This is a genomic window from Streptomyces odontomachicola (assembly GCF_039605595.1).
GTDB lineage: Bacteria > Actinomycetota > Actinomycetes > Streptomycetales > Streptomycetaceae > Streptomyces.
Genome location: NZ_JBCFOK010000002.1, coordinates 1 through 26029, shown reverse-complemented (window position 1 = coordinate 26029; position 26029 = coordinate 1). Strand labels below are relative to the sequence as shown.

Here is a 26029-nt window from a genome sequence, read left to right as displayed (position 1 = left end):
CGTATCGTCGAACGAGCGTACGGGCTTACGGGGGTTGTGCCGTGATCGGGCTGGAAGCACTGGCGGGAATCGCACTGGTGGAGCTCGGCATGGTGCTGACGCCGGGGCCGAACATGATCTACCTGGTCTCCCGCTCGATCGCTCAGGGCCGCCGCGCCGGGCTGATCTCGCTGGCCGGGGTGTTCCTCGGCTTCCTGGCGTACCTCTTCGCCGTGGCCGCCGGCATCGCCACCGTCTTCGCGCTGGTGCCGGAGGTCTACCTGGCGATCAAGCTCGCCGGCGCCGGGTACCTGCTCTGGCTCGCGTGGAAGGCGGTCCGCCCCGGCGGACGCTCCCCCATCGCGCCGCAGGAGCTGGAGCAGGACGGGGACCGCAAGCTGTTCCTGATGGGCCTGCTCACCTGCCTGCTCAACCCCAAGGTGGCCATCCTCTACATCTCGCTGCTGCCGCAGTTCGTGGACCCGGACCGCGGCCATGTCGGCCTCCAGGGGCTGCTGTTGGGCCTGACTCAGATCGCGGTGGGGGTCGCGGGCAACGCGTTCTTCATCGTGACGGCGGGTTCCGTGGCCGGCTTCTTCTCCCGCCACCCGCTGTGGCAGCGCCTGCACCGGTACGTGATGGGCACCGCGCTGGCGGGCTTCGCCGTGAAGATCGCGACTGAGCGGTCGGGGACGGCGGTGGCGCTGCGGTGAGCCGGTGGGGTGTTCCCCGGGTGAGCGTCGCTCCTGTGCGTCTGCTCGCAGCGCGGATTCGGTGCGTGCCGGGGCCGACGAGGTCGGGCGGCTCCCCGTCGGGCGTTCGTCTGGCTGACTGCTGACCTGCGCGTGTCCGGTGTCGCGCGGTGCCCTGCGTTTCTGATCGCCGCCCACGAGCGGCATGCTCGTCCCGTCAGCTCGGGGGCAGCCGGTAGCGAGGTCCCGGATCGGGGCGCCGCCCCATGCAGCCTCGCCCAGCCCTGAGTGCGTTCGCCCCCAAGGTGCGGTTGCCGGCGGCTGCGCCCGCCCCGCGCCCCTCCGCTCTGCTGGAACCAGACATCGCCCGCATCCCGTCCCTGTACGTGTAGGTGCCAATGACCGCATCACGGCGCCTACGGAACCGCACACCAACCCCACGAGGTAGACGGATCATGCACGGTGGCGCAGGCGGACACGGTGGCGGCGGGCATCACGGTGGGGGCGGCCACTTCGGGGGACACCATGGAGGGCATCACGGTGGGCACCATCACGGCGGTGACGGGGGCTTCTTCTTCGCCCCCACCTCGGGGAACGGGCGGTCCGGAGGCAGCCCCCGGCTCGTCGCGCTGCTGACGGTGGGCATCATCGTCGTCGTGGGCGGGTTGCTGCTGCTCACCCACTGAGCACGCCTCCCGGCCTACCGGCGTTCTGGCCGGTCAGCATTCCGTGGCCGCGCCTCGCCGGCCCATCAACACCAAGAGCACGAGCACGCTGCCCACCTCGGCCGGCCCCTTCGAGCTCCAGCAACCGAGCCCCGGCGACCGGCGACCGGCGACCGGCGACCGGCGACCGGCGACCGGCGACCGGCGACCAACACGCATACCCAGCGCGGCGCTTGAGCACAAAGGCGGGCCGTGACGCACCACCCGCCTCACCCACGCGCCGGCCCCCGCGCAGAGGCCACCCCCGCCTCCGCGCCTGCCCCAGCACCAACCCCCGCTTCATCAGCACCCCCCTCACGCAACCCCACCCGCCCATGCACCCGCCGCAGCACCCCCGGGGCCCACCAGTTGACGTGGCCGGCCAGGCGCATGAAGGACGGTACGAGGATGGCGCGCACCAGTGTCGCGTCGAGGATCACGGCGAGCGCGAGGCCGACGCCGAGGAGTTTGAGCAGCGTGACGCCGGAGATCGCGAAGATGACCAGGACCACGGCGATGATCGCGGCGGCCGCGGTGATGATGCCGCCGGTGCGCTGGAGCCCGTACGCGACCGCCTCGGTGTTGTCGCGTGATTGCAGGTAGCGCTCGCGAATTCGGGACAGCAGGAAGACCTCGTAATCCATCGACAGGCCGAACGCCACGCAGAACGTGAGGATCGGGATGGCCGCGTCGATGTGCCCGGTGTGCGGCGGGCTGCCGACGAGGAGGTCCAGGTGGCCGTCCTGGAAGACGAAGACCATGGCGCCGAACGTGGCGCTGAGGCTGAGCACGTTCAGGACCAGCGCCTTCACCGGCATCAGGACGCTCCCGGTGAACAGGAACAGCAGCACCAGCGACGAGCCCACGACGATGCCGACCGCCGCCGGAGTGACCCGGCCGATCGCTGCGCGGCTGTCGGCGATGTCCGCGGCCCGGCCGCCGACGGAGACGCTCACCTTGTCGCCTGCCGCGCCCACTCCGGCGGCGGCGGTCGGCGGATCGAGGGCGCGGACGCGATGCACGAGCGCGCCCGTCGCGTCATCGTCCGGCGCGGCAGCGGACACGACCGTGAACAGGACGTCGCCGCCCCGCTGTTGGAGCGCGGAGGAGGCGGTTACGGGGATGTGGCGCCCGCCCGCGTAGTCGCCGGTCGGCCCGGAGACGATACGTACGCCCCGTACCCCGGACAGCGCGGCGGCGTACCGGTCGAGAGCCGCGAAGTCCCGGCCGCCCACACCATCGCCCCCGCCGACACCCTCGACGACGACCGGCATCGCACGGGTCGCGGCAGGCGCGAACCCCTCGCGCAACCGCTCCGTCGCCCTGTGCACCTGCGAACCAGCAGGCAGCGAGCGATCGTCGAACAGCCCGGGCGACGCCTGGAGGAACGGCGAGGCGAGCAGGACGAGAAGGATCACGACGGCGCTGCCGTAGATCGCCGGGCGCTTCATGACGGCGTGCGCGAAGCGGTACCAGCGACCCTCGGACGCCGTACGGGGTGCGAAACCCGAAGCAACAGGGACAACAGGGGCCTTACGTCGCCAGCGCGCGAAGACGTCGTACCGGTTGACCCTGTGCCCGAGCACGGCGAGCAGCGCAGGCAGCACGAGGACCGCGCCGGCCGCCGCCGTCAGCACTACGACGATGCCGCCGTACGCGAAGGACCGCAGGAAGAACTGCGGGAAGACCAGCAGCGCCACCAGCGACAACGCGACGGTCAGCGCGGAGAAGGCGACCGTGCGCCCGGCGCTGCGCAGCGTGCGCCGCAGCGCTTCGGGGACCTCGGCCCCGGCGCGCAGCTCCTCGCGGAAGCGGGCGAGTACGAAGAGGCTGTAGTCGATGGCAAGGCCGAGTCCGAGGGCGGTGGTCAGGTTCATCGAGTACACGGACACCGAGGCCGCGCTCGCCAGGGCGTTGAGCACGGCCCGGGTGACCAGGATGGACAGCAGCGCGATCACCAGCGGCAGGGCTGCCGCCACCGCGCTGCCGAAGACCAGCAGGAGCAGGACGGTGGTGACCGGGGCGGCGAGCACCTCGGCCAGGAGCAGGTCGTGCTCGGTGCGCTTGCCGACCTCGGCCTGCACCTGGGCGCTGCCTGCCGCCTGGAGTACGAGCCCGCCGTCGTGGGCGCGCAGTTCGGGTACGAGCCGTTCGGCCGTCTTGGCCTGCCGGTCCTCGTTGCCGCGCAGAGAGAGTGCGATGAGGCCGGTGCGGTGATCGGTGGAGCGCAGTTCTGGGGCGCCGCCGGCCGTCCAGTACGAGGTGGCGGCGCGGACGCCGGGGTCGTGCTGGGCGCGGTGGGTCAGGTCCGCTCCCACACGGCGGATTCGGGCGTCGTCGACACCGCCGGCTCCGATTCCCTTTGCGCGCTCACGGCCAGGCCCGGTCAGCAGGATGACGAGATCGTCGTCCGCGCCCGGGAACTGCTCCGACAACACCTTCTCGGCGCGCGCCGACTCGGCCCGCGGATCCGTGAACCCGCCGTGCTGCAGCCGGTGTTCCACCCCGAACCCACCGACGGCGGCGAGCACCATCAGCACGGCGCTGATCCACAGGACGAGGGCCCGCCTGCGGTACAGCACAGCATGCACACGGTTCCCGTCCCGGTCCCGATCGAACATGGGCGTCGGCCTCTCGTGGATGGGCCACTGGGATACCGCCGAGTGTCACGGCCCCGACCACACCCCGCCTTGTACGCAGCCGCCACCTTCCGCACGACCCGTGCTGCGCGCGCCGGCCCCGTACGCAGCAACCGCCCTAAACTGGCGGCGATTCGCAGGTCGAGCCGAGGGGGCCGACGGTGCGTCAGAACGCGGCTGCGAGGCGTCCGGACAGCCCGAAGCCGGAGAGGCCGAGAGGCCCGGGCGAAGCGGCCAACAGCGCCCGGACCTGGCCCGGTTCGGTGCTCCTCGAACCCGGCCGGCTCATCTACCGAGGCCCCTTCTCCACCGCCCCGGCCCACGCCCACAGCGCCTGGCAGATGCTGCTCGTGACCAACGGGGGCACTGTCACTCTGAGCACCCCGCACGGCGGCGCTCCGGCCCGCGAAGTGACGGCGGCGGTGATACCGGCGGGGGCGCCGCACGTCACGGAGTCGTACGGCGCACACGGCGTCATGGTGTGGCTGGACGCGCACAGCACGGCGGCGCGCGCCCTGGACGCGCGCATCGCGTCGACGGCGCCGACGCCCAACAGCCGTCTCGACGTCACTACCTGGGCGGCAGCGGCCGAGGCGTACAGCGGTGCGCCCGGCGACCCGATGCGCCACCTTCCGCCCCGTACCACGCGCGAGGACGTTGTCGCGGCGCTCGCCCCGCTCCTCGCCGCGGTCTGCGACCTGCCGTACGAGGCGGGCCGCCCGCGCCATCCAGCGCTCGCGGAGGCGCTGGCCCGCCTGCCCCGTACGGTCCACGACCCGGTGACGCTGCGGTCCCTGGCCGAGGACGTGGGCATCTCGGCCGGGCGCCTGGGCCGCCTCTTCACCGCCGAACTGGGCCTCTCCTTCACCCACTGCCGCCGCTGGGAACGCCTGCGCCGCGCCATGCGGGAGGTCCGCGCCGGCGCCTCCCTCACGGACGCCGCCTCGGCTGCGGGCTTCACGGACTCGGCACATCTGACACGGGTGACCCGCGAGATGTTCGGCCTGTCACCGTCCAAACTGGCGGCGGCGATCGAGTGGTTGTAGGCGACCCCAGGGCCCGTTCAGGGGCGGCGCGCCCAAAAGAACGCATGCCCGCCAGCACCCTCCGGTACGAACTCCTCCCGCTCCACCACCAACCCCGCCCGCGTGATCCACTCGCGGTTCGTGCCGACGTCCGTGTGGCTCCACCACATCGGGGCTCCGCTGCCGAGTCAGCCCTGCTCGGTGCCGGTCCACGCGCCATGCCCTGTCGTCGCCGCGAAGCAGCCTCCCGGACGCAGCCAGCCGGCGATCTTCGCAGCAGGGGCGGCTGTTCGGCCAGCGGGAGGTGGATGAGGGCGTAGAAGGAGACGACCGCGTCGAAAGAAACTTTTACGCAGGTCAAGGAGCCACGGCCGATACTTCGCCGGGCCGCCGTACGCCGCGTCGTAGCGCCGCGACGCGGCGTCGTAGCCACGCCGGACGACCTCCTTGGGATCTTCGGGCTTGGGATCTTCGGGATCTCCCCTGTCCACCACGGCCGACGACGGTAGCCATCCGTACGGGGCGCGGCGAGCGAATTCCCGGCGCGCCGGGTGCGCCGCGTACCCGGATGCGCCGCACCCTCCAGAGCGATGCGCCCGCACCCCCAGAGCAGGGCCATGCGGCCCCTCCCCCAACCCCCTGCCCGCACCCACACTCAAGCTGTCGGGCCCTCGTTCGCACGGACCGGATCGGGGTGATCGCGTGCCTCCTCACGTGCTGGTCGCGTACGGCAGCAAGAACGGATCGACGGCGGAGATCGCCGAGTGGATCGCGGACGTCCTGCGGAAGCACGGGTGCGTGGCGCGGGCTCGTTCCGCCGCGGAGATGCCCCCGCCCGAGGCGTACGACGCCGTGGTGCTGGGCGGTGCCCTGTACGCGGGGCGCTGGCACCGCGACGCGCGCCGGTTCGCGCGCCGTCATGGCAGGCAACTGGCCCGGCGTCCTGTGTGGTTGTTCAGCAGCGGGCCGCTGGACGGTTCGGCGGCGGAACGCGAGCTGCCCCTCGTACCCCAGGCGAAGCGCGCCACCATCCGCGTGGACGCGCGCGAACACGTCGTCTTCGGCGGCCGCCTGGACGAGGCCGCGCGCGGCTGGGTTGCCCGGCGCATCGTGGCCGCCGGGCGCGGCGGCGACTTCCGCGACCGCGAACGCGTCGAGAAATGGGCGCGCAGCATCGGCCGCGAACTCGACGCCGAATTCGGCGAGGACACGTCCTCGTAAGCGCCCCCGCCCCCTCGGCCCGCGCGACGCCCCCGTAAAACCCGTTGGCGGCCCACGGCGGCCGCTGCTACCTTTCCGGAGGCCGTGCGAGAGAACGAGGAGGTGGTACCCGTGAACGTATCGACGTGGGTGCTCTCCTCCAGGGTCACGGTCGGGCGATAGGTCGTCCGGGAGCGCCGTTCAGCGCACTCCCGAAAGGCACGACCATGCCGACCATGCACTTCGCTTCTGCGCGGCGCCTCGATGACGGCGTTCTCGAGCGCGAATTCATCCTGGGCGAGATTCCCGGCACTTTGTGGACGCCCGAATCCGCCTCCACGTCCGACTCCACGTCCGACTCCTCCTTCACGCCGGCGCCGCTGATCCTGCTCGGCCACCCCGGCGGACTGCACAAGATGCACCCCCGGCTGCTGGGCCGGGCCCGGCAGTGCGCCGCTGAGGGCTTTGCCGCCGCGACCATCGAGCTGCCCGGCAGCGGTGACCGGCCCCGTTCCCCCGTCGCCGAACAGGCGCGCGCCGACCTGCGCCGGGCGCTGGAGGCCGGCGAACCGGTCGGCGAGGACATCGTGGACCGGCTCGTCCTCCCGCTGGTCGACAAGGCGGTACCGGAGTGGCAGGCCACGCTGGACGCCCTCCTGGCACTGCCCGAGATCGCCGACGGCCCGGTCGGGTACTCGGGCGGCGTCATCTCCATCGCGATCCGGCTGGCGCTGGTCGAGCCGCGCATCGCGGCGGCCGTCCTCTTCGCCGGGAGCTTCATGCCGCGCGTCACGTACGAGGACGCCCGGCGGCTCACCCTTCCCCTGCACGTCCTGCTGCAGTGGGACGACGAGGGAAACGACCGGCAGGCGGCCCTGGAACTGTTCGACGCCTTCGCCTCCGAGGAGAAGACGCTGCACGCGAACATGGGCGGGCACACCGGTGTCCCGCAGTTCGCGGGGGAGGCCGCGGCCCGCTTCTTGACGCGGCACCTGCGCCAGGGCCGAGCCTCCCGGGACGGGACCGAAGCCGGAGCCGGAGCCGGAGCCGCCTAGAAGCTGTCGTAGCTGGGCCTCCCCTTCGGCCGGTAGACGCCGATGACGGTGCCGCCCTTCGTCGTCGAGACGCTGACCGGCCCCAGCGCGGTGGGGATCGCCCCGTCGGCGAACAGCCGCTTGCCGGTGCCGATGATCACCGGGTGGACGGTCAGGCGGTACTCGTCGACGAGGGCGTGCCGCATGAGGGTCTGGGCGAGGTCGCCGCTGCCCACGACGTTGATCTCGCCGCCGTCGGACGCCTTCAACTCGCGTACGGCATCGGCGGCTTCGCCCTCCAGCAGCGTGGAGTTCTGCCACGCGACGGAGGTCAGGCTCCGCGATGCCACGTACTTCCGCGTGCTGTTCATCCGGTCGGTGAACGGGTTGGCGGGGTCGGCGGCCGGCCAGTACGAGGCGAAGATCTCGTACGTCTTGCGGCCCAGCAGCAGCGCGTCGCAGTGCCTGTACCAATCCGCGATGGCCGCGCCGACCTCGTCGTCCGTCACCGGCTTCTGCCACCCGCCGTACGCGAACCCGCTCTGCACGTCCTCGTCCGGCCCGCCCGGCGCCTGCATGACACCGTCCAGCGTCAGGAACGTACACACGATGACCTTGCGCATGACGCACTCCCTTCGTCGAAGGGTGGACCGTACGGCGGCCGGAAATTCATCAGCGGGGCAGGAGATCCCGGCGCGGAATCCCGGCGCCGGGCCACAGGTTGCCGCGCACTTCCACGGACTCTCCAGATGTCACAGTGGCCCCCGGCATGTGTCCCCAGCGGCAGTGATGAGGAGTGTGGCCGGTGAGTTCGATGGTGTGGTCCGAGGGGGCCGAGGACGAGTGGGCGGAGCAGGTCGCCGCCGTGCGGCGTGAGCTTGTCGAGCGGGGGCCGCCGCGGAGGCCCGAAGGGGCTCCGGACTTCGGCACCGTGACGGTTCCGGGGCGTGATGGCGATCAGGTGCGTGATCTGCTCGTGGAGGAGCACGCGGGCACGGTCGTCGAGGTCGGGCTCGGCTATGCCGGCTCGGCGTTGGCCATCGGTGAGGCGCTGTTGCGCGCCGGTGCTCCGACCCCGCGGCATGTGGTGATCGATCCGTACCAGTACACGGCGTACGACGGTGTGGGCTGGGAGCTGCTGTGCGGCGCCGGGCTGGACGGCGTCGCGGAGCTGGTGACCGAACCGTCGCAGCGCTTCCTCCCGAAGCTCGCCGGTGCGGGCTTCGGCGCTGACGCGGCGTTCGTGGACGGCAGCCACCACTTCCACAACGTGTTCGTCGACCTGCACTTCCTGAACGAGATCGTCCGGCCCGGCGGCGTCGTGGTGCTGGACGACGTGTGGTGGTCCTCGGTCAGCGCCGCCGCGGCGTACTTCGAGACCAACCTGGGGTGGTGTCCTGTGCCGGGCGCCCTGGCCGACGGCACGGCCGCCGAGGACGACGGCCGTCCGCGGGCCCGCGCCTACCGACTGCCGATCCCGCCCGCGACACCGGACTTCAAGGAGTTCAGGCCCTTTTGATGAGCCGGTTCTGAGCCCGCAAGGCAACCCCGTACACCCGCGCCTCTACCCCACATGCACCCGCGGCCGCCGCTCCGGGTCCGGTTCCGCCCGGCGGAGAACCTCGCGGGCCACCGGCGCCACCTCGCCGTCGCCGAAGACGAGGAAGCGGATCAGGTGGCCGAGGGGGTGGCCCTCGGTCCAGTTGAAGTAGGCGTGCGGGACCCGGCCCGTGCGGTCGCGCATCATCATCAGGACGGCGGCGATGGTGTTGGGGACGCCGGGGCCCTCGACGCGCAGGATGCTCGCGCCGTACTGCTCCACCCCGTGCACATGCAGCTCGGTGGTGAAGTCGGAGGAGTCCTGCACGGTGACCTCCAAGAACAGCACGGGCCGCCCGTCGGGGATGTGGGTCTGCTCGCGCTGGCTGTACTCCTTCTCGCGGTATTCGGCCTCGTCCCGCTCGTTCGGCTCGTTCGCGATCACCCGCAGCGGTCCGTGGCCCGCGGCCTGGTCCACCAGCCGCGCGGCCGTCTCGTCCAGTGTCACGTCGGAGGCGCGCAGTTCGAAGGCGCGGTGGACGCGGGAGGCGAAGGAGAAGAGCAGGATGCCGAGGATGAACAGTGCGGCGATCTTGATGCCGTCGGGCCGCTCCACGACGTTCGCGACGGTGGTGTACGCGAAGACCGCCGTGATCGCGCCGAAGCCGACCATGGCGGCGCGGTGGCCGCGGTGCCGGGCCGCGATGGTGGCGGCGAAGGACGCGGAGAGCATCAGGACCAGCACGCCGGTGGCGTACGCGCCGCTCTGGTCGTCCACGTTCGCGTTGAACCACAGCGTGATGAACACCGCGATCGCCATGAACAGCAGCACCAGCGGCCGCACGGCGCGGGTCCATTCGGGCGCCATGCCGTAGCGGGGCAGATAGCGCGGTACGAGGTTGAGCAGCCCGGCGAGCGCGGACGCCCCGGCGAACCAGAGGATCGCGATGGTCGAGACGTCGTAGGCGGTGCCGAAGGCGTTGCCGAGGTGTTCGTGCGCGAGGTAGGCCAGCGCGCGGCCGTTGGCCGAGCCGCCGCGCGCGAACTCGTGCTGCGGGATCAGCAGCGTCGTCGCCAGGCTGGAGACCAGCAGGAAGCAGCTCATGATGAGCGCCGCGGTGGTCAGCAGCCTCCGCGTGCCGCGGATGCGCCCCTCGGGCCGCGCCTCGGTGTCGGCCGAACCCCCACGTACCAGCGGCATCACCGCGACGCCCGTCTCGAATCCGGACATGCCCAGGGCCAGCTTCGGGAAGACGATCAGCGCCACCGCGATCATGCCGAGCGGCGAGGAGTGGCCCTTGGAGAGCGCGTCGGTCCAACTGCCGATGTGGGCGGGGTGGGTGAGGACCTGCCAGGCGGCGGTGGCCAGGACCACGAGGTTGAGGGTGAGGAAGGTGCCGACGAGGACGACGGCCACGCCGATCGCCTCGCGGAAGCCCTTGAGGAAGACGGCGCCGAGCGCGGCGAGCAGCACGAGGGTGATCCAGGTGTTCTCGCCGTGCAGCCAGCTCGGCGCGAAGGGGTTCTCCACGACGTGCGCCGAGGCGTCGGCCGCCGACAGCGTCATTGTGACCATGAAGTCGGTCGCGGCGAAGCCGAGCAGCACGAGCACCAGCAGCTTGCCCGTCCACCACGGCAGCAGCCGCTCCAGCATGGCGATAGAGCCCTCGCCGTGCGGGCTCTCGCGCGCCACGCGCCGGTAGACGGGGAGGGCGCCGAGCAGCGTGAGCGCGATCAGTACGAGGGTGGCGAGCGGCGAGAGCAGCCCGGCGGCGAGCGCGGCGATGCCGGGCTGGTAGCCGAGGGTGGAGAAGTAGTCGACGCCGGTCAGGCACATCACCCGCCACCACGGGTGGCCCTTGTGCTCGGCCGCCGGCGTGCCGTGCGGGCCCGGGTGACGGGCCGTCTGCTCGGCCAGCCCCTCCAGCAGCCAGCTCCGCAGCCTCCCGGACCGGTCCCGGCTCTCGCCGCGGGCGTGGGTGGCCTCGCTCATCGCCGCGTCGCTGCTGGTCATGCTGGGTGCTCCGTGTCTGTCGGTGCCGTGTGCGCTCGCGCTCCGCAGCGAGTATCCATCACGGCGGCGTACGCACAGGGCACCGGGCGCCGGGGCACGGCGCCGGGCACGCCCGGGCTGCGCGCGGTCCCCACGCGAGGATCCGTGTGAGGACTCACGGGAGGCCCCACGAGAGGGCCCGCGTGAGGACTACGCGCAGCCGGCCCCGGGCGTTCAGTCGCTCAGGGGCCCCGGGCGGCGTTCAGACGATCAGGACCCGGCGCCCGCGGGTGTGCCCCGCCGCGCTGTCGATGTGCGCCGCCGCGGCGTCGGCCAGCGTGTACGACTTCGCGACCGGGATGTGCAGGCTGCCGCGCGCGATGAGCCCGACCGCCTCGGCGAGCGCGTCCGGCACGCTCCCGGCCACGCCGGAGAAGCGCACGCCCAGCCGCGGCGCGTCGAGGTCGGCGATGGAGACGACCTTCCCCGGGTCCCCGGTCAGCTCGACGAGTTCGCGGATGACGCCCGAACCCGCCAGGTCCAGCGCCGCGTCGACGTGCCCGAGCCGCCGCACGCGGTCGGGCCAGCCCTCTCCGTACGTGGTCGCGAGGGCGCCGAGGTCGCGCAGGTAGTCCTGGTTCGCGGCGCCGGCCGTGCCGATCACGGTGATGCCGCGGTCCCGGGCGATCTGGAGGACGGCGGAGCCCACGCCCCCGGCCGCGCCGCTGACCAGCAGCGTCTGCCCACTCCGTACGCCGACCTCGCGGAGGACGCGCAGCGCGGTCTCCACCACGGAGGGGTAGCCGGCCGCCTCCTCGTACGAAATCCCCTCGGGTATCCGGGCCCAGGCCGTCAGCACGGCGAACTCGGCGTAGGTGTCGATGCCTTCGCCGAACACGGGGTCGCCGAGGGCGACGCCCTCGACTCCCTCGCCGATCTCGTCCACGACTCCGGCGGCGTCCAGGCCGACGCCTGTGGGCAGTCGGATGGGATGGGCGCCCAGTTTCTGGCCTTCGCGGAGGCGCCAGTCGACGGGGTTCACGCCCGCCGCGCGTACGGCGATGCGGATCTGGCCGGGGCCCGCGTGGGGCTCCTCGGCTTCGGTGAGGCGGAGAACCTCGGGGCCGCCGAATTCGGCGAAGCTCACTCTCTTCATGCCGCGGAACAGTAGCACTAACCGTTAGGGTTTTTGAGTCGTTGCACTTCCGTAACTGCTAGGGTCACGGCATGACCGAGCCGCCCGGACGCCGCGCACGCAAGAAGGCCGCGACCCGCCAGAAGATCGCCGACACCGCGCTGCGGCTCTTCCTGGAACGCGGGTACGAGGCGGTCGGCATCCGCGAGGTGGCGGCCGAGGCCGACGTGGCCGTGACCACCCTCTTCGCCCACTTCCCCGCCAAGGAGGCGCTGGTCTTCGCGCAGGACGCGGACTTCGAGCAGCGCCTGACCGGCGCGGTCACCGACAGGGCGCCGGACGAGCCCCTGATTCCCGCGCTGCGCAAGGAGGTTCGGGATCTCGTACGCCATTGCACGGCGGAGGGCGCGGCGCCGGTCTGGCGCATGATCGAGGGAACGCCCGCACTGCGGGAGTACGAGGAGTCGATGCGCCTGCGCCACGCGGAGTCCCTGGCCGACGCCCTCGACCAGGCGCCCGACCTGCCGCAGACCACCACCGCCTGCCGGGCGGTCGCGCGCTTCGTGATCGACGCGTACGCGCTGGCCCGCGAGGCGGACGATCCGGAGGCGGCGCTGGACGAGATCTTCGCGATGGTCGGGGCGGCGTGGGAGGCGGCAGGCGCGTCACTGCCGTGAATTAGCGCGGGGCGGCCGTCGCGCACTGACGGCGCGCCTGCCCTGCACCTGTCCCCCGCCGCTCCACCCGTACCGGTGAGGGCCGTCGCACATGCAACATGTCCGCCGCCCGTAAGGAGGTTGCCGCAAGATCCGCGCGGGCAGCTGGCGCCCCGATGACACGACGCACCACCCTGAGGGCCGCCGCTGCCGGCGCGCTGCTGCTCCTGTCCCGACACCGGCCACCGTGCACCTGCCGAGAACCCTGCTGCCTGGAGGACTTGATCGCACCCGCACAGCCCTGCCCCACCTGCTTACGCGAGGAGGCGCGCGCCGCGGGGCACTGAAGAGGTCGTCAGCAGGCCCCGAGCGGGGCTCCGAACGATGGGGCGACCGGGCCGGGCCCGTGCCGCCCCATCCGGTCCCTGCGCTGCTACGCCTCGATGGGCCGGATGAATTCCAGGGTCCACGTCTCCTGGAACTCCGGCTTCGGCGGCGTGAGTTCGATCTGCGCCCCGCGTCCTGGGCGACTCGGGTCACCGGTGGTCGGCGGTCAGCAGCGGCCGCCGGTCGTCAGTGGCTGGTGGCTGGCAGTCAGCACCGACCGCCGCTCCTCAGTGGTTGCCGGTGACGACGACCACGGCGACGGTCAGCACCATCACGGTGGTCTCGCGCCTGAGGGTGGCGGGCTCGATGGAGGGCCCGTCGAAGGTGCCGACGAAGACCAGCACCATGACGGCCCGGCGCCGCAGGAGCACCACGGCGGCCTCGTGACCTGCGAGGCCGGGGGCCGATCGGCCCCGCATACGGGGGGTGTCGCGTACGGGGGGGGTGCCGCGCGCCCGTGAATTTCCGCCAGACGCCACGGCCTCACCGCAGGCCCCGGCTACTCGGGCAGCCGGCCGGTGACCACCGCGAGGGCGGGTGATGCCACCCACGGGGCCCAGAACTCCGCCCCGTACTCCGCCACTCCCTCCTCCGAGACCTGCCAGCCGCTCACCTCGACGTCCACCAGCCCGGCCTCGCTCAGCGCCGCGCGGTAGGTCTCGTTGGTCCAGTACACGGTCTCCAGCGTGATCGGCCGGTCCTGGTCGTAGAGGGTGAAGCTCATGGTGTCGCCGTCCGCGTGCTGCGGCATGCGCCCGTACGTGACCTGGTAGCGGGTGTCGTGCGGGTGCTCGGGGTCGTAGCCGGAGTTCGTGATGCTGCCGGCGAAGCGACCGCCCGGCTTCAGGTGGGCCACGATCCGCTCGCACATGGCGTCGAGCTGTTCCCTGCTGCGGGCGTAGTTGAGCAGGAACACAGCGGTGACCACGTCGAATGCGCCGAGGAACGGCATGTCCCGCACGTCGTGTTCCTCGTACGTGATCGGCGCGCCGGCCGGCGTGAGCCGCCCGGCGACACGCAGCATGTCCGCGGCCGCGTCCACCCCCACGACCCGCTCCGCGCCCCACTCCAGCAGGGCACGGGTGTAGATGCCGGTCCCGCAGGCGAGGTCGAGCGCCTGCTTCCCGCGCAGACTCCCGACGGCGTTCTTCAATGTGGGGTACTCCGCGTACTTGCGGATCAGCGGAAGCCCCAAGTAGTGCTGGGCGGCGTCCTCGTCGTACTGCGCGATGTGATCGGCCATGGCTGCCTCTCTGGAGCGGGCCCGCTGGGGGCGCGCGGCGGTCGGGATCCCGGTGTGGGTCACGATGCCCGCGACAGCCCCCACGTCTGCAGGGTGTAGGGCCGCCCCTTCTCCTCCCCCTCGATCAGCGGCACGTCGAGCAGGCGGAATCCCGCCTTGGAGGCCACCGCGACGCTGGCGCCGTTCTCGGCCTCCAGCTCCAGGACCACCCGCTCCGCGCCCAGTTGCTCGAAGGCGTACGCGGCCGCCACCCGGACCGCCCGCGCGGCCAGCCCCTGACCGCGGTGCGCCGGGCCGACCGCGTAGCCGACCTCCATCCCCTCAGGAGCGCGCCGCAGCATCACCTCGCCCAGCGGCGCGCGTCCGTCCACGGTGATGGCGAGCAAGATGGTCGTACCCTCCGCGCGTAGCTGCCGGTCCCGGTCCAGCCGTGCGCGGGCCGCCGCCGCGTCGAAGGGGGACGCCATCGGCGTCCAGTACGCGATGTCGGGGTGGTCGAACAGATCCGGCATCGCGGCCAGGTCCGCCTCCGTCCAGTCACGCAGGACGAGGCCTTCTCCCGTGAGCTCGATGCGCTCAGGAAAGGGCAACGTGGTGCCGCTCATGTGAGGTTCCTCCCCGGTCCGTTGGACAAGGGAGCCTAGCGAGCGGCCGGCCCTCCGGCGGCGCGGGCTGCCCTATCCGCGGCGCCGACGCCCCTTGCCGGTCTCGCACGGCGCGGCGACCGCCGCCCCAGGCAACCTCACGGCAACCGCCGCGCCGTCAACGCCCAGATGACGAACACCGCCAGCGCGATGGAGATCAGGGACCACAGCGGCTGGTACGGGAGCCACAGGAACTGGAGGATCACCATCACCGACGCCAGGCCCACCCCGACCATGCGCGCCCACGCCGAGCCGTTGAGGACGCCCACTCCGGCCAGGGCCACCAGGATGCCGACGATCAGGTGGATCCAGCCCCACGTCGTGAGGTCGAACTTGAAGACGTAGCTGCCGAGGCGGGTGAAGACGTCGTCCTCGGCGATGCCCGCGATCCCCGCCAGCACCCCCAGCACGCCGTCCAGCAGCATCAGCGCGCCGGCGAAGACGACTCCGCCGCTGGCCCAGGCGTCGGCGTCGCCGCCCTTCCGCGCGGCCCCCGTGGAGTTCGTCCCCGTGGAGTTCTTGGCTGTGTCGGACATGCCGCTGCTCCTCCCTGTGCCAGCCGGGCGTCCGCAGCAGGGCGCCGACGGCGCGACAGACAGGTCGAGCCTGCGGCGGCCTCCCGGGCGCGGCCATCTCGTGGCGCCCATACGAGTGACGAGCGGCCGCCCGCGGCGCCGGCCCGGTGCGCGCGGCACCGGCGTTCCCCTGCCCGGTCCGCCCCGCATGCGCTCCCCCTCCCCCGCCGCGACGCTCGGAGGATGCGCGTCCGTACCGTTCCCCCGGCCTCCGCCCCGGCAGGGCGAAGGGTGCCGACGCGTGGCGGCCGGGTGCCGATGCGTGGCGGGGGAACGTACGCGTGTGCTCAGGGCGATGCGGGGGCGGCCGCATGACCCAGTCGCCGACCCTCATCCTGATCATGGCCGTCGCCGCACTCACCCCGCTGCTGGCGCACGGCGCGGCGTACCACGTGCGCGTGCCGCTGGTCATCTGCGAGCTGGTGCTGGGCATCCTCATCGGCCCGCACGTCCTGGGCTGGGCACAGCAGGACGAGGTCATCGACACGCTCTCGGAACTGGGCCTGTCGATGCTCATCTTCACGGCCGGTTACGAGATCGAGTTCGCCGCCATCCGCGGGGCCGTCCTGCGCCGGGCCTCGGTGGCCTGGGTGCTCTCCCTCGCCCTGGGGCTGGGGGTCGGGCTGGCGCTCACGGCCGGCGACGGCTCCCAGGCCGTGGTGATCGGCACCGCGCTGACCAGCACCGCGCTGGGCACGGTCCTGCCGATGCTGCGCGAGAGCGGGGAACTGGGCGAGCGCTTCGGGAAAGTGGTGATGGCCTTCGGCGCGGTCGGCGAATTCGGGCCGATCATCGCCATGGCGGTGCTGCTCGGCGGCCGCGCGCCGGGGACCTCGGCCGCGGTGCTCGCCGTCTTCGCGGCCGTGACCGCGGCGGCCGTGTGGTGGGCGCTGCGTCCGCGGCCCTCGTGGTTCAGCCGGATCATCCGCAGCACGCTGCACACCAGCGGCCAGTTCGCGGTCCGCTTCGTGATGCTCGTCCTGGTGGCGATGCTCGCGCTCTCCCAGGCCTTCGGCCTGGACGTGCTGCTGGGCGCCTTCGTCGCCGGGGTGCTCACGCGGCTGGTGTTCCTGCGCGCGGCGCCGGAGAGCAGCGGGGAGGTGCTGGGGAAGGTGGAGGCGATGGGGTTCGGCTTCCTCGTGCCGCTGTTCTACATCGTGACTGGCATCAAGTTCGACCTCGCCGCTTTGCTCGGCGGGGGCCGGGCCCTGCTGCTCCTCCCGGCCTTCCTGGTGCTCTTCCTCCTCGTACGGGGCCTGCCCGCCTGGCTGCTGGCGCCGCGCGACCTGCGCGGACCCGACCGCGGGGCGCTGGCGCTGTACTCCTCCACCTGCCTGCCGCTGGTCGTCGCGATCACCACGATCGGCGTCGACGAGGGCGTGCTGGGCAGGTCCGAGGCGGCGTCCCTGGTCGGCGCCGCGATGATCTCCGTACTCGTCTTCCCCCTGCTCACCGTGAAGCTGCGCCCGCGCCAGTGCGCGGCCTCGCCGGGGCAGGAGTACGCGACGGAGTCGGAGAGCTGGTGAGCGCGGCGCGGTGGGCCCCGCACCTCCCGGCTTGATTACGGGAGTTGCGGGGCCGGGCCATCAGCCCTGAACCGTCAGCTCTGCCGCTCGGCCTTGCAGTACTTCCCCTCCTTGCCGATCGAGCGGTACATGCAGTCCGCGTTCTCCAGGAGGATCAGCATGGCCTCGCGGTTGCGCGAGGTCTCCTTGGCGATCTTCTCGTCGGGCGGATAGAAGCCGTCCGCGCCTCCCGAGCCGGGATACATCTCGAAGGTGTACGAGAAGATCCGCTGGCTGCCCCACAGCCAGTCGTTGATCGAGCCGTCCGTGATGTACAGGTCGCTGGACTGCTCCGGCTTGTAGCCGTTGCTCTTGGCCATGGCCGTGCCGACGGTCGCGAACGCGTCGCGGTCGTCCTGCGAGAGGCCCTCGGCGGTGTCCTTCGTCGTGTAGCCGTAGGGCCACAGCACCAGTTCGCCGTACGTGTGGAAGTCGATGTTCGCGGTGATCTGCTGCTTTCCGCCGACCACCCGGCTGCGTACGAAGTCCGCGATGACCTTGACCTCGGGGGCCGATTCGCCCTTGGCACCGTGGTACGTCTCGCTGCGCGGGTTGGAGCTTGAGCCGCCGCAACAGGCCCACTTGTAGGCCCAGTTGCGGTTGAGGTCGGTGCCGACCTGGCTGGTGCCCTGGTTGGGCTGGCGGTTCTTGCGCCACATGCGGTAGTTGCCGGTGGCGATGTCGTACTCGCCGCCGTCCGGGTTGGCGTCGGGGATGATCCACAGCTCGCGGCTGTCGACGAGCTTGGTGATCCGCGGGTCCTTGCCGTACTGCGCGCCGAACTCGCCCAGGGTGTAGAGCGCCATCTCCACGGTCAGGTGCTCGCGCGCGTGCTGGTGGTGGGTGAAGAGGACCTCGGGCTCGGCCTCGTCCTTGGCCGCGTTGTCGCTGACCTTCACCGCCACGATCTTGCGACCCTGGTAGGAGGTGCCGATGACCTGCTTCTTCATGATGTCCGGGTACTTCGCGACGTACCCGTCCACGGCCTTCATGGCCTCGTCGTAGTTGTGGTAGCCGGAGTCCTTGGGCGGGAAGTCCTTCGGCTTGGGCGCCTGGCCGGCCTTCGTACGCCGCGGCGGCCCCGGCAGCTCGGTCACCGCGTGGCCCAGTTCCCTGACCTGACGCACGCCGGCCGCGTCGGCGGTGATGACCACCGAGCCGCGGCGTACGGCATCGATCGACACTCCGGTCGCGGCGATCCGGCTGCGCTCCTGCCGCGTCCCAACGCCGCCGACCCGATAGCTCTTCTCGCTGTTCGCCGGTCTGTCCTGCGCGGTCTTCTCCTGCTGTCCGCTCTGCCCGCTCCGTCCGCTGTCCGGTGGCGCGGCAGTCGCTTGCGCGGTGACCGGGACCGCAAGCGCCAGAGCCAGTACGGCGCTTGCGGCGACGGTCCTGCTGCGTAAGCGGCGTATCGCGGGGCGGCGGTTCCTGCGCTGATTCTCCTGTGGCATCGCAACTCCTGGGGTTCCCAGTGCGACGGGTGGGGGTGGGCTGTGCGGGACCATCGTGCTGGCGCGGGGTGCCGGGGCACAGGGGCATTCCGGCCTGTTCCGGGCCACGGGAGGTGTTGCAGCGCCTCAACGCCGTGCGCGGGCGGCATGGCCGCCTCGAGCCGGCTCTCCGCTCTCTCAGGCTTCTGCCTCGGGAGACTCCCCCTTGGACAGCCGCAGTCGTGATGTGGACGTATCGAGCTGCTGATCCGAATGCAGTTCTCGCAGTTGGTCCATGAGTTTGCCCACGGCGGTCATCGGCAGGGCCTCCATATAGCTGGAGATGTCCCCGCCGCCGATGTAATTCGGCACCTGCATTCCGGAGATCTCCCGGACGATACGGATCACCGCGGCATTGTCACGGCCCAACGCCTCGATCTCCGCTTCGAGTTCGAGAGCGGCCCGTCGGCGCTCGCTGCGTACCCGGATCTCGTCGATCTCGTCCCTGGTCCGCTCGTTCGTGAGCTCGACCTCGAGGACTTCCCCGCGCGTCTCGGCAGCGAACTTCTCCTTGAGGGCTTCGTTGAGCCCCTGGTCCTCGGCGCGGAACTGGCCCAGTGTCGTGCGCTTGGCCTCCACTCCCCAAGCCAGCAGGGCATTGCGCACTTGCGCCGTGAGGTCGGTGCGGATCTCGGAATAGGTGTTCAGGAAGTCGGCGATGCTGGTAGCGGCGGCGATCTCATTGAAGTACGACTCGACCGTGGCCCCTAGCACCCGTTCCACGAATCGCTGCACAGGAAGCGGGTCGACCTCCAGGCCGCCGATGCCCGAGGTCTGGGTGCCGCCGAACGTACGGACCAGCTTGGGGGCGGATTCCCGGGGGATCTGCAGGGTCTGGCTCATCTCCACGTGCAGCCTGTGGCCTTGGACGGTCACCACGATCTGTTCGAGGTCCGCGTCGAAATTCCTGGACTGCGAGGCGCTTTTCTCGGTCCAGTCCATGATGAGGACCCGGGTGGGGATCAGCATGACGCGCACGAACCAGGGGTTGAGGGCGTATACGGTGCCCTCGCCGAGGGTCTCCGCCTGCACGCCCCGGCAGCCTCCCCGCTCCAGGAACACCCACGGCAGCCGGAAACTCTGATGCCCGGGCACTACCGGCCCCAGTTCATCGTCACCCGAAGCGGGGGCTCCCCCATCGAGCGTGGTCACGACGCCGGTGTAGCCGATCGGTACGGAGATCTCCCGCAGGTGCTCGGCGGTAACCTCGTCGCCGCCCGCGTCCGGTGAGTCGCCGCCGAGGTTGTCCACCGTGGTGACGTCGAAGAGCGCGGGGTTGATGTCGTAGTGCGCTCCTCCGGCCAGGACTGCCATCTGCCGGCCCTGTTCTCCGCCGCCTGCCAGGAACTTCGCACCGTCTTGGAAGTTGCTGCACTCCACGTGCGGCCCGAAGAAGCGGTCCGGCGGTCGGATGCCGCCCTCTCGCGCGCGCACCAGCCCGATGGTGCCGGCCGGCACGTAGGTGCGCTTCACGGTGGTGACCTCGAACAGGTCCGTGTTGATGGAGTACCACTGGCCGCCGCTCAGCGTCGTGGCCTGCCTGCCCTGCTCACCTCCCCCGAGCAGGAACGCCTGGCCGTCCTGGAAGTTGTCGCACTCCACCGGAAGGGCCACGGTGCGGCCGGGCGGACGGCGCCGGCCCTCCTTGGCCATGACCATGCCGATGCTGCCCTCCGGCACGTACACCCGGTCCACGGGACGGACCGTGTACAACCCCGGGAACAACCAGCGCCTGCGGTCCGGAAGGAGCGTCTGCGCCAGCACGCCGCGTGTGGTGTGCGGCGTGATCCTGCGAAAGTCCGGATGGGCCCTGCCGTACTCCCGGGTGACGATGCCCACCTTGTCACGGGAGATGTACACGAACCCCTTCGCGAAGACTACGGCTGCAACGAAAAGCACCGGAAAGATGACGGACAACAGCACCGGAACGGACACTCCGATGACCACCAGCACGACCAGAACACCCGCGGTGATCTGGAATCGCTTGAGTAAATACCATGGCTTATCCAGCACTATGATCCCCCATTCCTCAAACGCAGATGCGTAGCCAGCACCGTGGACATCCATTGGTCGTACCAGTCCGGGAATCCCTCGGACTGCGGATTGCGCAGCGTCGGGAAGAAGCCGGTGCGGCGGCCTGGACCGGCCAATTCGGCGAACTCCCGATAATGCCGGGACACACTGTCGTCCACGGACCCGCGCCACCCGCACGCCACCGACAGCGCCAGGAAGTCCGCGTGCCGCGGGGCGCGCACCCCGGCCAGTGCCGCTTGCGCGCGAAAGCCCTGCCGCCCCTGTGTCTGCGCCGACCAGACCGCGTCGATCCCGGCAAGGACGTCGAGGGGCAGGCCGCGGGCGTGCCGCTCGCGCATCCAGCCGTCGTCGAGCCGGTCGGCCGCCTCCAGTACCAGGGCGGTGGTCAGCAGGTCGGCGTGTTCCAACTCGCCGCTGCACAGGGCGTGATGGAGCCGGTCGAGGGAGACGGAAGCGGGGACACGCACGGCCCGCACCGGTGGGCTCTCGAGCGGCGCGGGCAGCACCGTGGCCGGGTCGAGCGGCCGGTGTTCGGCTGCCGCTTCGTCGAGCCGGCGCAGCATCTCCAGTTCGTGCGGGCTCAGGAGCCGTCCGTCGCGTGCGTCGACGTACCAGGTGTGCGCCAGGTGGTAGTTGCGTTCTCCGTCCAGGAGCACCGGGAAGAAGGGCCGTTCGTGCCGCAGCCCTTCCAGGATCATCCGGGTGATGTCGTCGGAGTCCTGGGACTGGGGCGACATGAGGACGACCACTGCCGTGGCGTACGTCAACTGCTGGCGGATGCTCCAGAACTGCGCGTCCCCGGGCCGCAGATCACCGACGGACCAGACGGTCAGTCCGTCGGCCCTCAACTGGCCGATCAGGGCCTGGGCATAATCGAGGTCGGCGGAGGCGTAGCAGACCACGAGGGCGGGCCGTTCCGGTTCGGTGACCGGGCGCGGCGAGGAGGGCAGAGCGGCGTCGATGTTCTCCCGGCTCACCGACCCCGCTGCCGGCTCCCCCGCCTCTGGCAGGGCTGGGTCTGGCGGCGCGCCCCGCACGACGGCGGCAAGTTCCTCGACCTTGAGTTCGTACTCCTCCGGGACGATGTTGCGGAAGTCGCGCCAGACCCGGTTCGCCGCGAAGGGCGGCAGGTCCACGTCGCCGACCAGTACGGGGATGAAGCGCAGGTCATGCTGTGCGCCGGCGGTCGCCAAGGCCGCGTACTCCTCGAGGGCCCGCGGCGAGGTGCCCGATGCGGGGCTGATGAGCAGGATGGCGTTGGCGGACGCGCGGATCGCCGCATCGAGCTGATGCACCACCACGTCACCCGGGAGGATGTGCCACTCGTCGAAGAACACCTGGAGCCCGCGCCGGGCGAGTCGGTCGGCCAACTCCCGCGCCCGGTCGGCGTCGTCGGCCGCGTAGGAAAGGAAGACATCGATGGCCGGCGTGCTCCGGCCTTCCTGCCCGGCGCTCAGGAAGCATCATCCCGGAGCGGCTGCAGTGCCCCGATCAGCGCCGCGACGTGCTCCTCGTACTCCGACGCGCTCGCGTCACGAAGGTCCAGCGGCCTGCGGATGCGGGCGAAGGGCGGCAGTGCCACGTCGTCCACCAGGACCGGGACGAACCGCCGCCCGCCGGAGTGCACGCGCTGGAGCAGGGCCGCGTACTCCTCGCGGATCGCGGCGTCCGCCATGCTGGAGCGGCTGAAGAGCAGGACCCCGTTGGCTGAGGCGAGGAGTGCCCGCTCCTTCTCCAGGTACTCGATCAGGCCGGGCCCGATCCACTTGGCCAGAAAGACGTTCAGCCCACCCTCGCGCAAGCGGGAGGCCAGCCTCTCGGCCGGCTCGGAGTCCGCCTCGGTGTGGGAGATGAAGGCGTCATAGCTCCCGGATTCCGGGAGGGCTGGGGGTTCGTCATCGTCGGCGGAGCTCCTGTGCCGGCGACGTAACTGCCCTCTGACGGTGACATAGCTGAAGTACGTCCCCACGACCGTGGCAACCGTCCCGACAGCCCCCAGAATCGACTCCCCGTCCATCATGTCCACGCTACCCCGGTGGTGACGGCCCGTCACCCGCTTCATCGCAAGGCGCATATGCGCTCGCGTCGTGCGGTGCGCTCATCACGTACGCGCCCCGAGCCCTGCTCGGCGGGGCGGTAGCCTCGGGCCTGGGTGGCACATATCCGGTCACCATGGACCCGGCGCAGGAAAGCGGTGCCTGTATGAGCTCACCGTCATCGCTCGACCTCCAGCAGGCCGCGATACTCCAACGCGCCCTGGTCTCCGGCGAATTGGCGTGGGACATGCTCTTCGGGATCAATCTCGGCTTCTACCGCACCTTCGCCATTCCCTCCATCGCGCGGACCCTCGCGGGGAGCGGTGAGCTCGTCGACGCGCCGGCGGCCCGTGCCAAAGCGACCGGGGACATGATGTACGTCCTCTTCAAAGAGGGGCTGGAGAGCGAGCGCGGCAAGCAGGTCATCGGGGCGATGAATCGGATGCATTCGCGGTTCGACATCTCCCAGGACGAATTCCGCTACGTCCTCGCCTGTTTCGAGGTCGCGCCGATGCGCTGGTGCGACCGGCGCGGCAGCCGCGCCACCACCGACGCCGAGAAGGCCGCCGCCCACACCTTCTATCTCGCCCTCGCCGAGCGCATGGACATCCGCGATGTGCCCGCCACCTGGCACGCGCTCGCCGCGTGGATGGACGCGTACGAGCGGGAGCACTTCGCCCCCACGGAAGAGGCCGCGGCGCTGTGGAATGCCACCCGCGACGTGCTCACCAACAGGGCGCCCAAAGTGCTGGCTCCCGTTGTGCGTTCCTGCGCCGATGCGATGCTCGACCCGCCGTTGCGCCGCGTCGTCGGCGCCGGGAATCCCACCGTCTCCGCGCGGGTTATCGCCCCGCTCCTCCTACGGCTGGCAAAGGCCAATTACCGCTGATTTTCACGGCCGCGCCTCCGCCTCCTCCCTCAGCAACTGCATGACCGCCCGCGCACGCGGTGTCTGGGCCATTCCCTTCACCGACACGATCTGGACCTGCAGGGGCGGGCCCGGGTCGCGGAGCTGCAGTTGGGCGATCTGGCCGCCGCCGTAGGTCTGGTCGGTGGCGGTGCGCTGGTTCAGTACGGAATAGCCCAGGCCGCGGGCCACCAGGGAGCGGACGGTTTCATAGCTCTGGGTGCGGTAGCGCACATTCGGTGCCGTACCGGTCGAGGTGAGCAGCGAGCGGAAATAGTCGCGGCTGTGCGGCAGATCGAGCAACACCAGGGGCTCGGCCGCCAATTCGGCGAGTTCCACGGTGCCCCGGTCGGCCAGGTGGTGGTCGGCGGGGACGATGACGTACGCGGGGGCCTGCGCGATGGTTTCGCTGTGCAGGTCCAATTGGGCCGAAAGACCCAGATCGTAGGTCAGGGCGAAGTCGATGCTCCCGGCCTTCAGTGCGTCGACGAGCTGGTCCGTCTCGGCCTCCAGGACGTCGATCTCGATGCCGGGGTGGCGGCTCATGCATTCGCTGAACAGCGGCGGCAGGTAATGCGGGGCCAGGGTGAGGAAACAGCCGACGGCCACGGGGCCTGAAAGGGCGCCGCTGTCTCCGCGCGCCTCCCTTTCCACGTCCCGTGCACGAGCCATCAGTTCGCGCGCCTGCTGCTTGAGCCGCTCCCCCGCTGGGGTCAGGGTGAGCCCGCGCCCGCGCCGGCGGATGAACAACTGGACGCGCAGCTCGGATTCCAGGTTGTAGATGGCCGCCGACACGGCCGACTGGGCGATGTGCAGTTCCGTGGCGGCTTCCGTCATGGAGGCGCGTTCAGCGGCCACCAGGAAATACCGGAGCTGTACGAAGGTGAATCCCACCGGTGACGTCATTTCTGCCCCTCGCGCCCATAGCCGGTCAGCCGTGCAGCGGCGACCCTATCCGCGACGCCCGCTAACGACCCTCGGCGACAGCGCCGGACGCCTCCGCCACCTCCGGCTCATGCCCTGCCTCCGCCACATCCTCCGGCCGCAGCAGCGCGTTCCCCGCCGTCTCCTTCAAGGTCAGCGCGGCGACCAGTCCCCCGACGGCGAACACCATCATGTAGGGGCCAGGGACCAGCACGCTCCCCGTCGCGGAGATCAGCACGGTCATCAGGTACGGCACCGTCCCCGCGAACAGCGCCGCGGTGAGGTTGTAGGCGATGGACAGCCCGCTCTGCCGCGTACGGGTCGGGAAGACCTCGGCCGACCACACCGCGTACGTGCCCAGGATCGCGGCGAGTACGGCGCCCAGGAGCAGTCCGCCGATCCACGTACCGGCCATGCCGGAGCGCATGAGCCAGAACGCCGGCGTGGACAGGACCAGCAGCGCGGTGGTGGCGCCGACGAAGACCGGCTTGCGGCCCACGCGGTCCGAGAGCCAGCCGAAGAGCGGGACCAGGACGAGCCCGAGCAGCGAGATCGTGGTGGAGAGCGCGGCCGCGCTGTCGGCGGAGTGGTGCAGGTGGTCGGTCTCGTACGTGACCAGGTAGGTGAGCACCATGTAGAAGGGCACGTGCATGGCCGTCATCAGGCCCATGGCCTGCAGGAGTTGCTTCCTGTGGGAGCGCAGGAGCTCGCGTACGGGGCTGCGCGGGACGGTGTCGTGCGCCTCCAGGGTGCGGTACTCGGGGGTGTCCTCGATCTTGTTGCGGATGATGAAGCCGATGACGCCGAGCGGTGCCGAGATGAGGAAGGGGATGCGCCAGCCCCACGAGGTGAGCTGGCCCCCGTCCAGCGCGGTGGAGAGCAGGAGGAAGACGAACGAGCCGGTCAGGAAGCCGAGCAGGGAGCCGACCTCCAGCCAGCTCACGCCGAATCCGCGCCGCTTCCTGGGCGCGCTCTCGGCCAGGAAGCTCGCCGCGCTGCCGAACTCGCCGCCCGCGGCGAACCCCTGGATCAGCCGCAGGACCACCAGCAGGACCGGAGCGGTCACCCCGATCGCGGCGTACCCGGGCAGCAGTCCGATGGTCAGGGTCGCGCCGGACATCATGAAGATGACCAGCGACAGCGTGCGCTTGCGGCCGATCCTGTCGCCGAGCGGCCCGAACACCATCGCGCCGATGGGGCGGATGCCGAAGGACACGGCGAAGACGCCGAAGACGGCGAGCAGCCCCGCGGTGCTGTTCTCCGCGGGGAAGAAGACGGTCGCGACCGTTCCGGCCAGATAGGCGTAAGCGGCCCAGTCGAACCAGTGCACGAACACGCCGATGGCGCCCGCGGCGACGCTCCTGCGCAGGGCGACGACGTCGGTGGCCGCCTCGGCCTCGTACTCAGCCTCGGCCGCTCTCGCGTCGGTGGTGCTGGCTGGCATGCGCGACTCCTTGGAGGGGTGGGTGGGGCCTGCCGGGGTGTGCGGGGGTGCGGTGCTCTCCTCGTAAGAAGGGGGCGGGGCCTGTCGCCTCGCCGGTGTGGACGGGGGCGGGCCCCCCCCGGGGCGGCCCGGGGCGGGGGGCGCGCCCCCGCCCCACACCGCGCCCCACCCCGGCCCCCCCGCC

At 71.2% G+C, this 26029-nt stretch carries 23 protein-coding genes; 9 read left to right on the top strand and 14 right to left on the bottom strand.

The window, feature by feature from the left end; all coding sequences use genetic code 11:
- The first annotated feature begins 41 nt into the window (after nt 1–41).
- Nucleotides 42–692, top strand: a complete 651-nt coding sequence (locus tag ABEE00_RS02790; RefSeq protein WP_345743573.1) for a LysE family translocator — start codon at nt 42–44, stop codon at nt 690–692.
- Nucleotides 693–1126: 434 nt separating this feature from the next.
- On the top strand, nt 1127–1357 hold the full coding sequence (locus tag ABEE00_RS02785; RefSeq protein ID WP_345743572.1) for a hypothetical protein: 231 nt from the start codon (nt 1127–1129) through the stop codon (nt 1355–1357).
- Between the two features lie 248 nt (nt 1358–1605).
- Here the strand turns inward: ABEE00_RS02785 and ABEE00_RS02780 are convergent, their stop codons facing one another.
- Nucleotides 1606–3966: an MMPL family transporter gene (locus ABEE00_RS02780; protein WP_345743571.1), complete on the bottom strand. Its 2361-nt coding sequence runs from the start codon at nt 3964–3966 to the stop codon at nt 1606–1608.
- A gap of 311 nt (nt 3967–4277) precedes the next feature.
- Here ABEE00_RS02780 and ABEE00_RS02775 point away from each other — a divergent pair, with 311 nt between their 5' ends.
- The 3 genes from ABEE00_RS02775 to ABEE00_RS02765 all read left to right on the top strand — a co-directional run bounded on the left by ABEE00_RS02775 (nt 4278) and on the right by ABEE00_RS02765 (nt 7294).
- Nucleotides 4278–5060, top strand: a complete 783-nt coding sequence (locus tag ABEE00_RS02775; RefSeq protein WP_345743570.1) for a helix-turn-helix transcriptional regulator — start codon at nt 4278–4280, stop codon at nt 5058–5060.
- A gap of 681 nt (nt 5061–5741) precedes the next feature.
- Nucleotides 5742–6260 carry a flavodoxin domain-containing protein gene (locus tag ABEE00_RS02770; protein WP_345743569.1) on the top strand — a complete coding sequence of 173 codons (519 nt, stop codon included), beginning with the start codon at nt 5742–5744 and terminating at the stop codon, nt 6258–6260.
- A 215-nt stretch (nt 6261–6475) separates the two neighbouring features.
- Nucleotides 6476–7294 carry a dienelactone hydrolase family protein gene (locus tag ABEE00_RS02765; protein WP_345743568.1) on the top strand — a complete coding sequence of 273 codons (819 nt, stop codon included), beginning with the start codon at nt 6476–6478 and terminating at the stop codon, nt 7292–7294.
- Here ABEE00_RS02765 and ABEE00_RS02760 read toward each other — a convergent pair.
- Complete coding sequence (locus tag ABEE00_RS02760; protein ID WP_345743567.1) at nt 7291–7896, bottom strand: dihydrofolate reductase family protein; 606 nt, start codon at nt 7894–7896, stop codon at nt 7291–7293. The two genes, ABEE00_RS02765 and ABEE00_RS02760, sit on opposite strands and share 4 nt — an antisense overlap.
- A gap of 191 nt (nt 7897–8087) precedes the next feature.
- On the opposite strand from ABEE00_RS02760, the gene ABEE00_RS02755 reads away from it, so the two are divergent.
- Nucleotides 8088–8792 (top strand): class I SAM-dependent methyltransferase, encoded by a 705-nt coding sequence (locus ABEE00_RS02755; protein ID WP_345744054.1) that lies wholly within the window; start codon nt 8088–8090, stop codon nt 8790–8792.
- A 45-nt stretch (nt 8793–8837) separates the two neighbouring features.
- Here the strand turns inward: ABEE00_RS02755 and ABEE00_RS02750 are convergent, their stop codons facing one another.
- Together ABEE00_RS02750 and ABEE00_RS02745 are read right to left on the bottom strand one after the other, a co-directional pair.
- Nucleotides 8838–10805 (bottom strand): APC family permease, encoded by a 1968-nt coding sequence (locus ABEE00_RS02750; RefSeq protein ID WP_345744053.1) that lies wholly within the window; start codon nt 10803–10805, stop codon nt 8838–8840.
- Nucleotides 10806–11067: 262 nt separating this feature from the next.
- Nucleotides 11068–11961 (bottom strand): NADP-dependent oxidoreductase, encoded by an 894-nt coding sequence (locus tag ABEE00_RS02745; protein ID WP_345743566.1) that lies wholly within the window; start codon nt 11959–11961, stop codon nt 11068–11070.
- 71 nt (nt 11962–12032) lie between these two features.
- Here ABEE00_RS02745 and ABEE00_RS02740 point away from each other — a divergent pair, with 71 nt between their 5' ends.
- Nucleotides 12033–12617, top strand: a complete 585-nt coding sequence (locus tag ABEE00_RS02740) for a TetR/AcrR family transcriptional regulator (RefSeq protein WP_345743565.1) — start codon at nt 12033–12035, stop codon at nt 12615–12617.
- Nucleotides 12618–13210: 593 nt separating this feature from the next.
- Here the strand turns inward: ABEE00_RS02740 and ABEE00_RS02735 are convergent.
- From ABEE00_RS02735 to ABEE00_RS02720, 4 genes are all read right to left on the bottom strand, one after another.
- Nucleotides 13211–13402 carry a hypothetical protein gene (locus tag ABEE00_RS02735; RefSeq protein ID WP_345744074.1) on the bottom strand — a complete coding sequence of 64 codons (192 nt, stop codon included), beginning with the start codon at nt 13400–13402 and terminating at the stop codon, nt 13211–13213.
- Between the two features lie 80 nt (nt 13403–13482).
- Complete coding sequence (locus ABEE00_RS02730; RefSeq protein ID WP_345743564.1) at nt 13483–14310, bottom strand: class I SAM-dependent methyltransferase; 828 nt, start codon at nt 14308–14310, stop codon at nt 13483–13485.
- On the bottom strand, nt 14286–14831 hold the full coding sequence (locus ABEE00_RS02725) for a GNAT family N-acetyltransferase (protein ID WP_345743563.1): 546 nt from the start codon (nt 14829–14831) through the stop codon (nt 14286–14288). Before ABEE00_RS02725 ends, ABEE00_RS02730 begins: the two co-directional genes overlap by 25 nt.
- Nucleotides 14832–14968: 137 nt before the next feature.
- Complete coding sequence (locus tag ABEE00_RS02720; protein WP_345743562.1) at nt 14969–15406, bottom strand: DUF7144 family membrane protein; 438 nt, start codon at nt 15404–15406, stop codon at nt 14969–14971.
- Nucleotides 15407–15756: 350 nt separating this feature from the next.
- Here ABEE00_RS02720 and ABEE00_RS02715 point away from each other — a divergent pair, with 350 nt between their 5' ends.
- The gene (locus ABEE00_RS02715; RefSeq protein ID WP_345743561.1) at nt 15757–16971 is read left to right on the top strand and encodes a cation:proton antiporter; all 1215 of its coding nucleotides are present in this window, start codon (nt 15757–15759) and stop codon (nt 16969–16971) included.
- Nucleotides 16972–17045: 74 nt separating this feature from the next.
- Here the strand turns inward: ABEE00_RS02715 and ABEE00_RS02710 are convergent, their stop codons facing one another.
- The 4 genes from ABEE00_RS02710 to ABEE00_RS02695 form a co-directional block, all read right to left on the bottom strand.
- Nucleotides 17046–18461, bottom strand: a complete 1416-nt coding sequence (locus tag ABEE00_RS02710) for a M14 family metallopeptidase (RefSeq protein WP_345743560.1) — start codon at nt 18459–18461, stop codon at nt 17046–17048.
- A 177-nt stretch (nt 18462–18638) separates the two neighbouring features.
- Nucleotides 18639–20513, bottom strand: a complete 1875-nt coding sequence (locus ABEE00_RS02705) for an SPFH domain-containing protein (protein ID WP_345743559.1) — start codon at nt 20511–20513, stop codon at nt 18639–18641.
- Nucleotides 20513–21955 carry a toll/interleukin-1 receptor domain-containing protein gene (locus tag ABEE00_RS02700; protein WP_345744052.1) on the bottom strand — a complete coding sequence of 481 codons (1443 nt, stop codon included), beginning with the start codon at nt 21953–21955 and terminating at the stop codon, nt 20513–20515. The genes ABEE00_RS02705 and ABEE00_RS02700 overlap by 1 nt, the downstream gene beginning before the upstream one ends.
- 32 nt (nt 21956–21987) lie before the next feature.
- Nucleotides 21988–22554: a toll/interleukin-1 receptor domain-containing protein gene (locus tag ABEE00_RS02695; protein ID WP_345744051.1), complete on the bottom strand. Its 567-nt coding sequence runs from the start codon at nt 22552–22554 to the stop codon at nt 21988–21990.
- A gap of 152 nt (nt 22555–22706) precedes the next feature.
- On the opposite strand from ABEE00_RS02695, the gene ABEE00_RS02690 reads away from it, so the two are divergent.
- Nucleotides 22707–23459 carry an oxygenase MpaB family protein gene (locus ABEE00_RS02690; protein WP_345743558.1) on the top strand — a complete coding sequence of 251 codons (753 nt, stop codon included), beginning with the start codon at nt 22707–22709 and terminating at the stop codon, nt 23457–23459.
- Nucleotides 23460–23462: 3 nt separating this feature from the next.
- Here the strand turns inward: ABEE00_RS02690 and ABEE00_RS02685 are convergent, their stop codons facing one another.
- Nucleotides 23463–24383, bottom strand: coding sequence for a LysR substrate-binding domain-containing protein (locus tag ABEE00_RS02685; protein WP_345743557.1), 921 nt, complete (start codon nt 24381–24383; stop codon nt 23463–23465).
- A gap of 61 nt (nt 24384–24444) precedes the next feature.
- Nucleotides 24445–25845: an MFS transporter gene (locus ABEE00_RS02680; protein WP_345743556.1), complete on the bottom strand. Its 1401-nt coding sequence runs from the start codon at nt 25843–25845 to the stop codon at nt 24445–24447.
- Nucleotides 25846–26029: the final 184 nt, after the last annotated feature.

Coding starts and splice junctions, on each gene's coding strand:
- ABEE00_RS02690 (WP_345743558.1), top strand. CDS start 22,707: ATGGACCCGGCGCAGGAAAGCGGTGCCTGTATGAGCTCACCGTCATCG.
- ABEE00_RS02680 (WP_345743556.1), bottom strand. CDS start 25,845: ATGCCAGCCAGCACCACCGACGCGAGAGCGGCCGAGGCTGAGTACGAG.
- ABEE00_RS02695 (WP_345744051.1), bottom strand. CDS start 22,554: ATGATGGACGGGGAGTCGATTCTGGGGGCTGTCGGGACGGTTGCCACG.
- ABEE00_RS02745 (WP_345743566.1), bottom strand. CDS start 11,961: ATGAAGAGAGTGAGCTTCGCCGAATTCGGCGGCCCCGAGGTTCTCCGC.
- ABEE00_RS02765 (WP_345743568.1), top strand. CDS start 6,476: ATGCACTTCGCTTCTGCGCGGCGCCTCGATGACGGCGTTCTCGAGCGC.
- ABEE00_RS02755 (WP_345744054.1), top strand. CDS start 8,088: ATGGTGTGGTCCGAGGGGGCCGAGGACGAGTGGGCGGAGCAGGTCGCC.
- ABEE00_RS02750 (WP_345744053.1), bottom strand. CDS start 10,805: ATGAGCGAGGCCACCCACGCCCGCGGCGAGAGCCGGGACCGGTCCGGG.
- ABEE00_RS02685 (WP_345743557.1), bottom strand. CDS start 24,383: ATGACGTCACCGGTGGGATTCACCTTCGTACAGCTCCGGTATTTCCTG.
- ABEE00_RS02725 (WP_345743563.1), bottom strand. CDS start 14,831: ATGAGCGGCACCACGTTGCCCTTTCCTGAGCGCATCGAGCTCACGGGA.
- ABEE00_RS02735 (WP_345744074.1), bottom strand. CDS start 13,402: ATGCGGGGCCGATCGGCCCCCGGCCTCGCAGGTCACGAGGCCGCCGTG.
- ABEE00_RS02720 (WP_345743562.1), bottom strand. CDS start 15,406: ATGTCCGACACAGCCAAGAACTCCACGGGGACGAACTCCACGGGGGCC.
- ABEE00_RS02710 (WP_345743560.1), bottom strand. CDS start 18,461: ATGCCACAGGAGAATCAGCGCAGGAACCGCCGCCCCGCGATACGCCGC.
- ABEE00_RS02785 (WP_345743572.1), top strand. CDS start 1,127: ATGCACGGTGGCGCAGGCGGACACGGTGGCGGCGGGCATCACGGTGGG.
- ABEE00_RS02715 (WP_345743561.1), top strand. CDS start 15,757: ATGACCCAGTCGCCGACCCTCATCCTGATCATGGCCGTCGCCGCACTC.
- ABEE00_RS02760 (WP_345743567.1), bottom strand. CDS start 7,896: ATGCGCAAGGTCATCGTGTGTACGTTCCTGACGCTGGACGGTGTCATG.
- ABEE00_RS02740 (WP_345743565.1), top strand. CDS start 12,033: ATGACCGAGCCGCCCGGACGCCGCGCACGCAAGAAGGCCGCGACCCGC.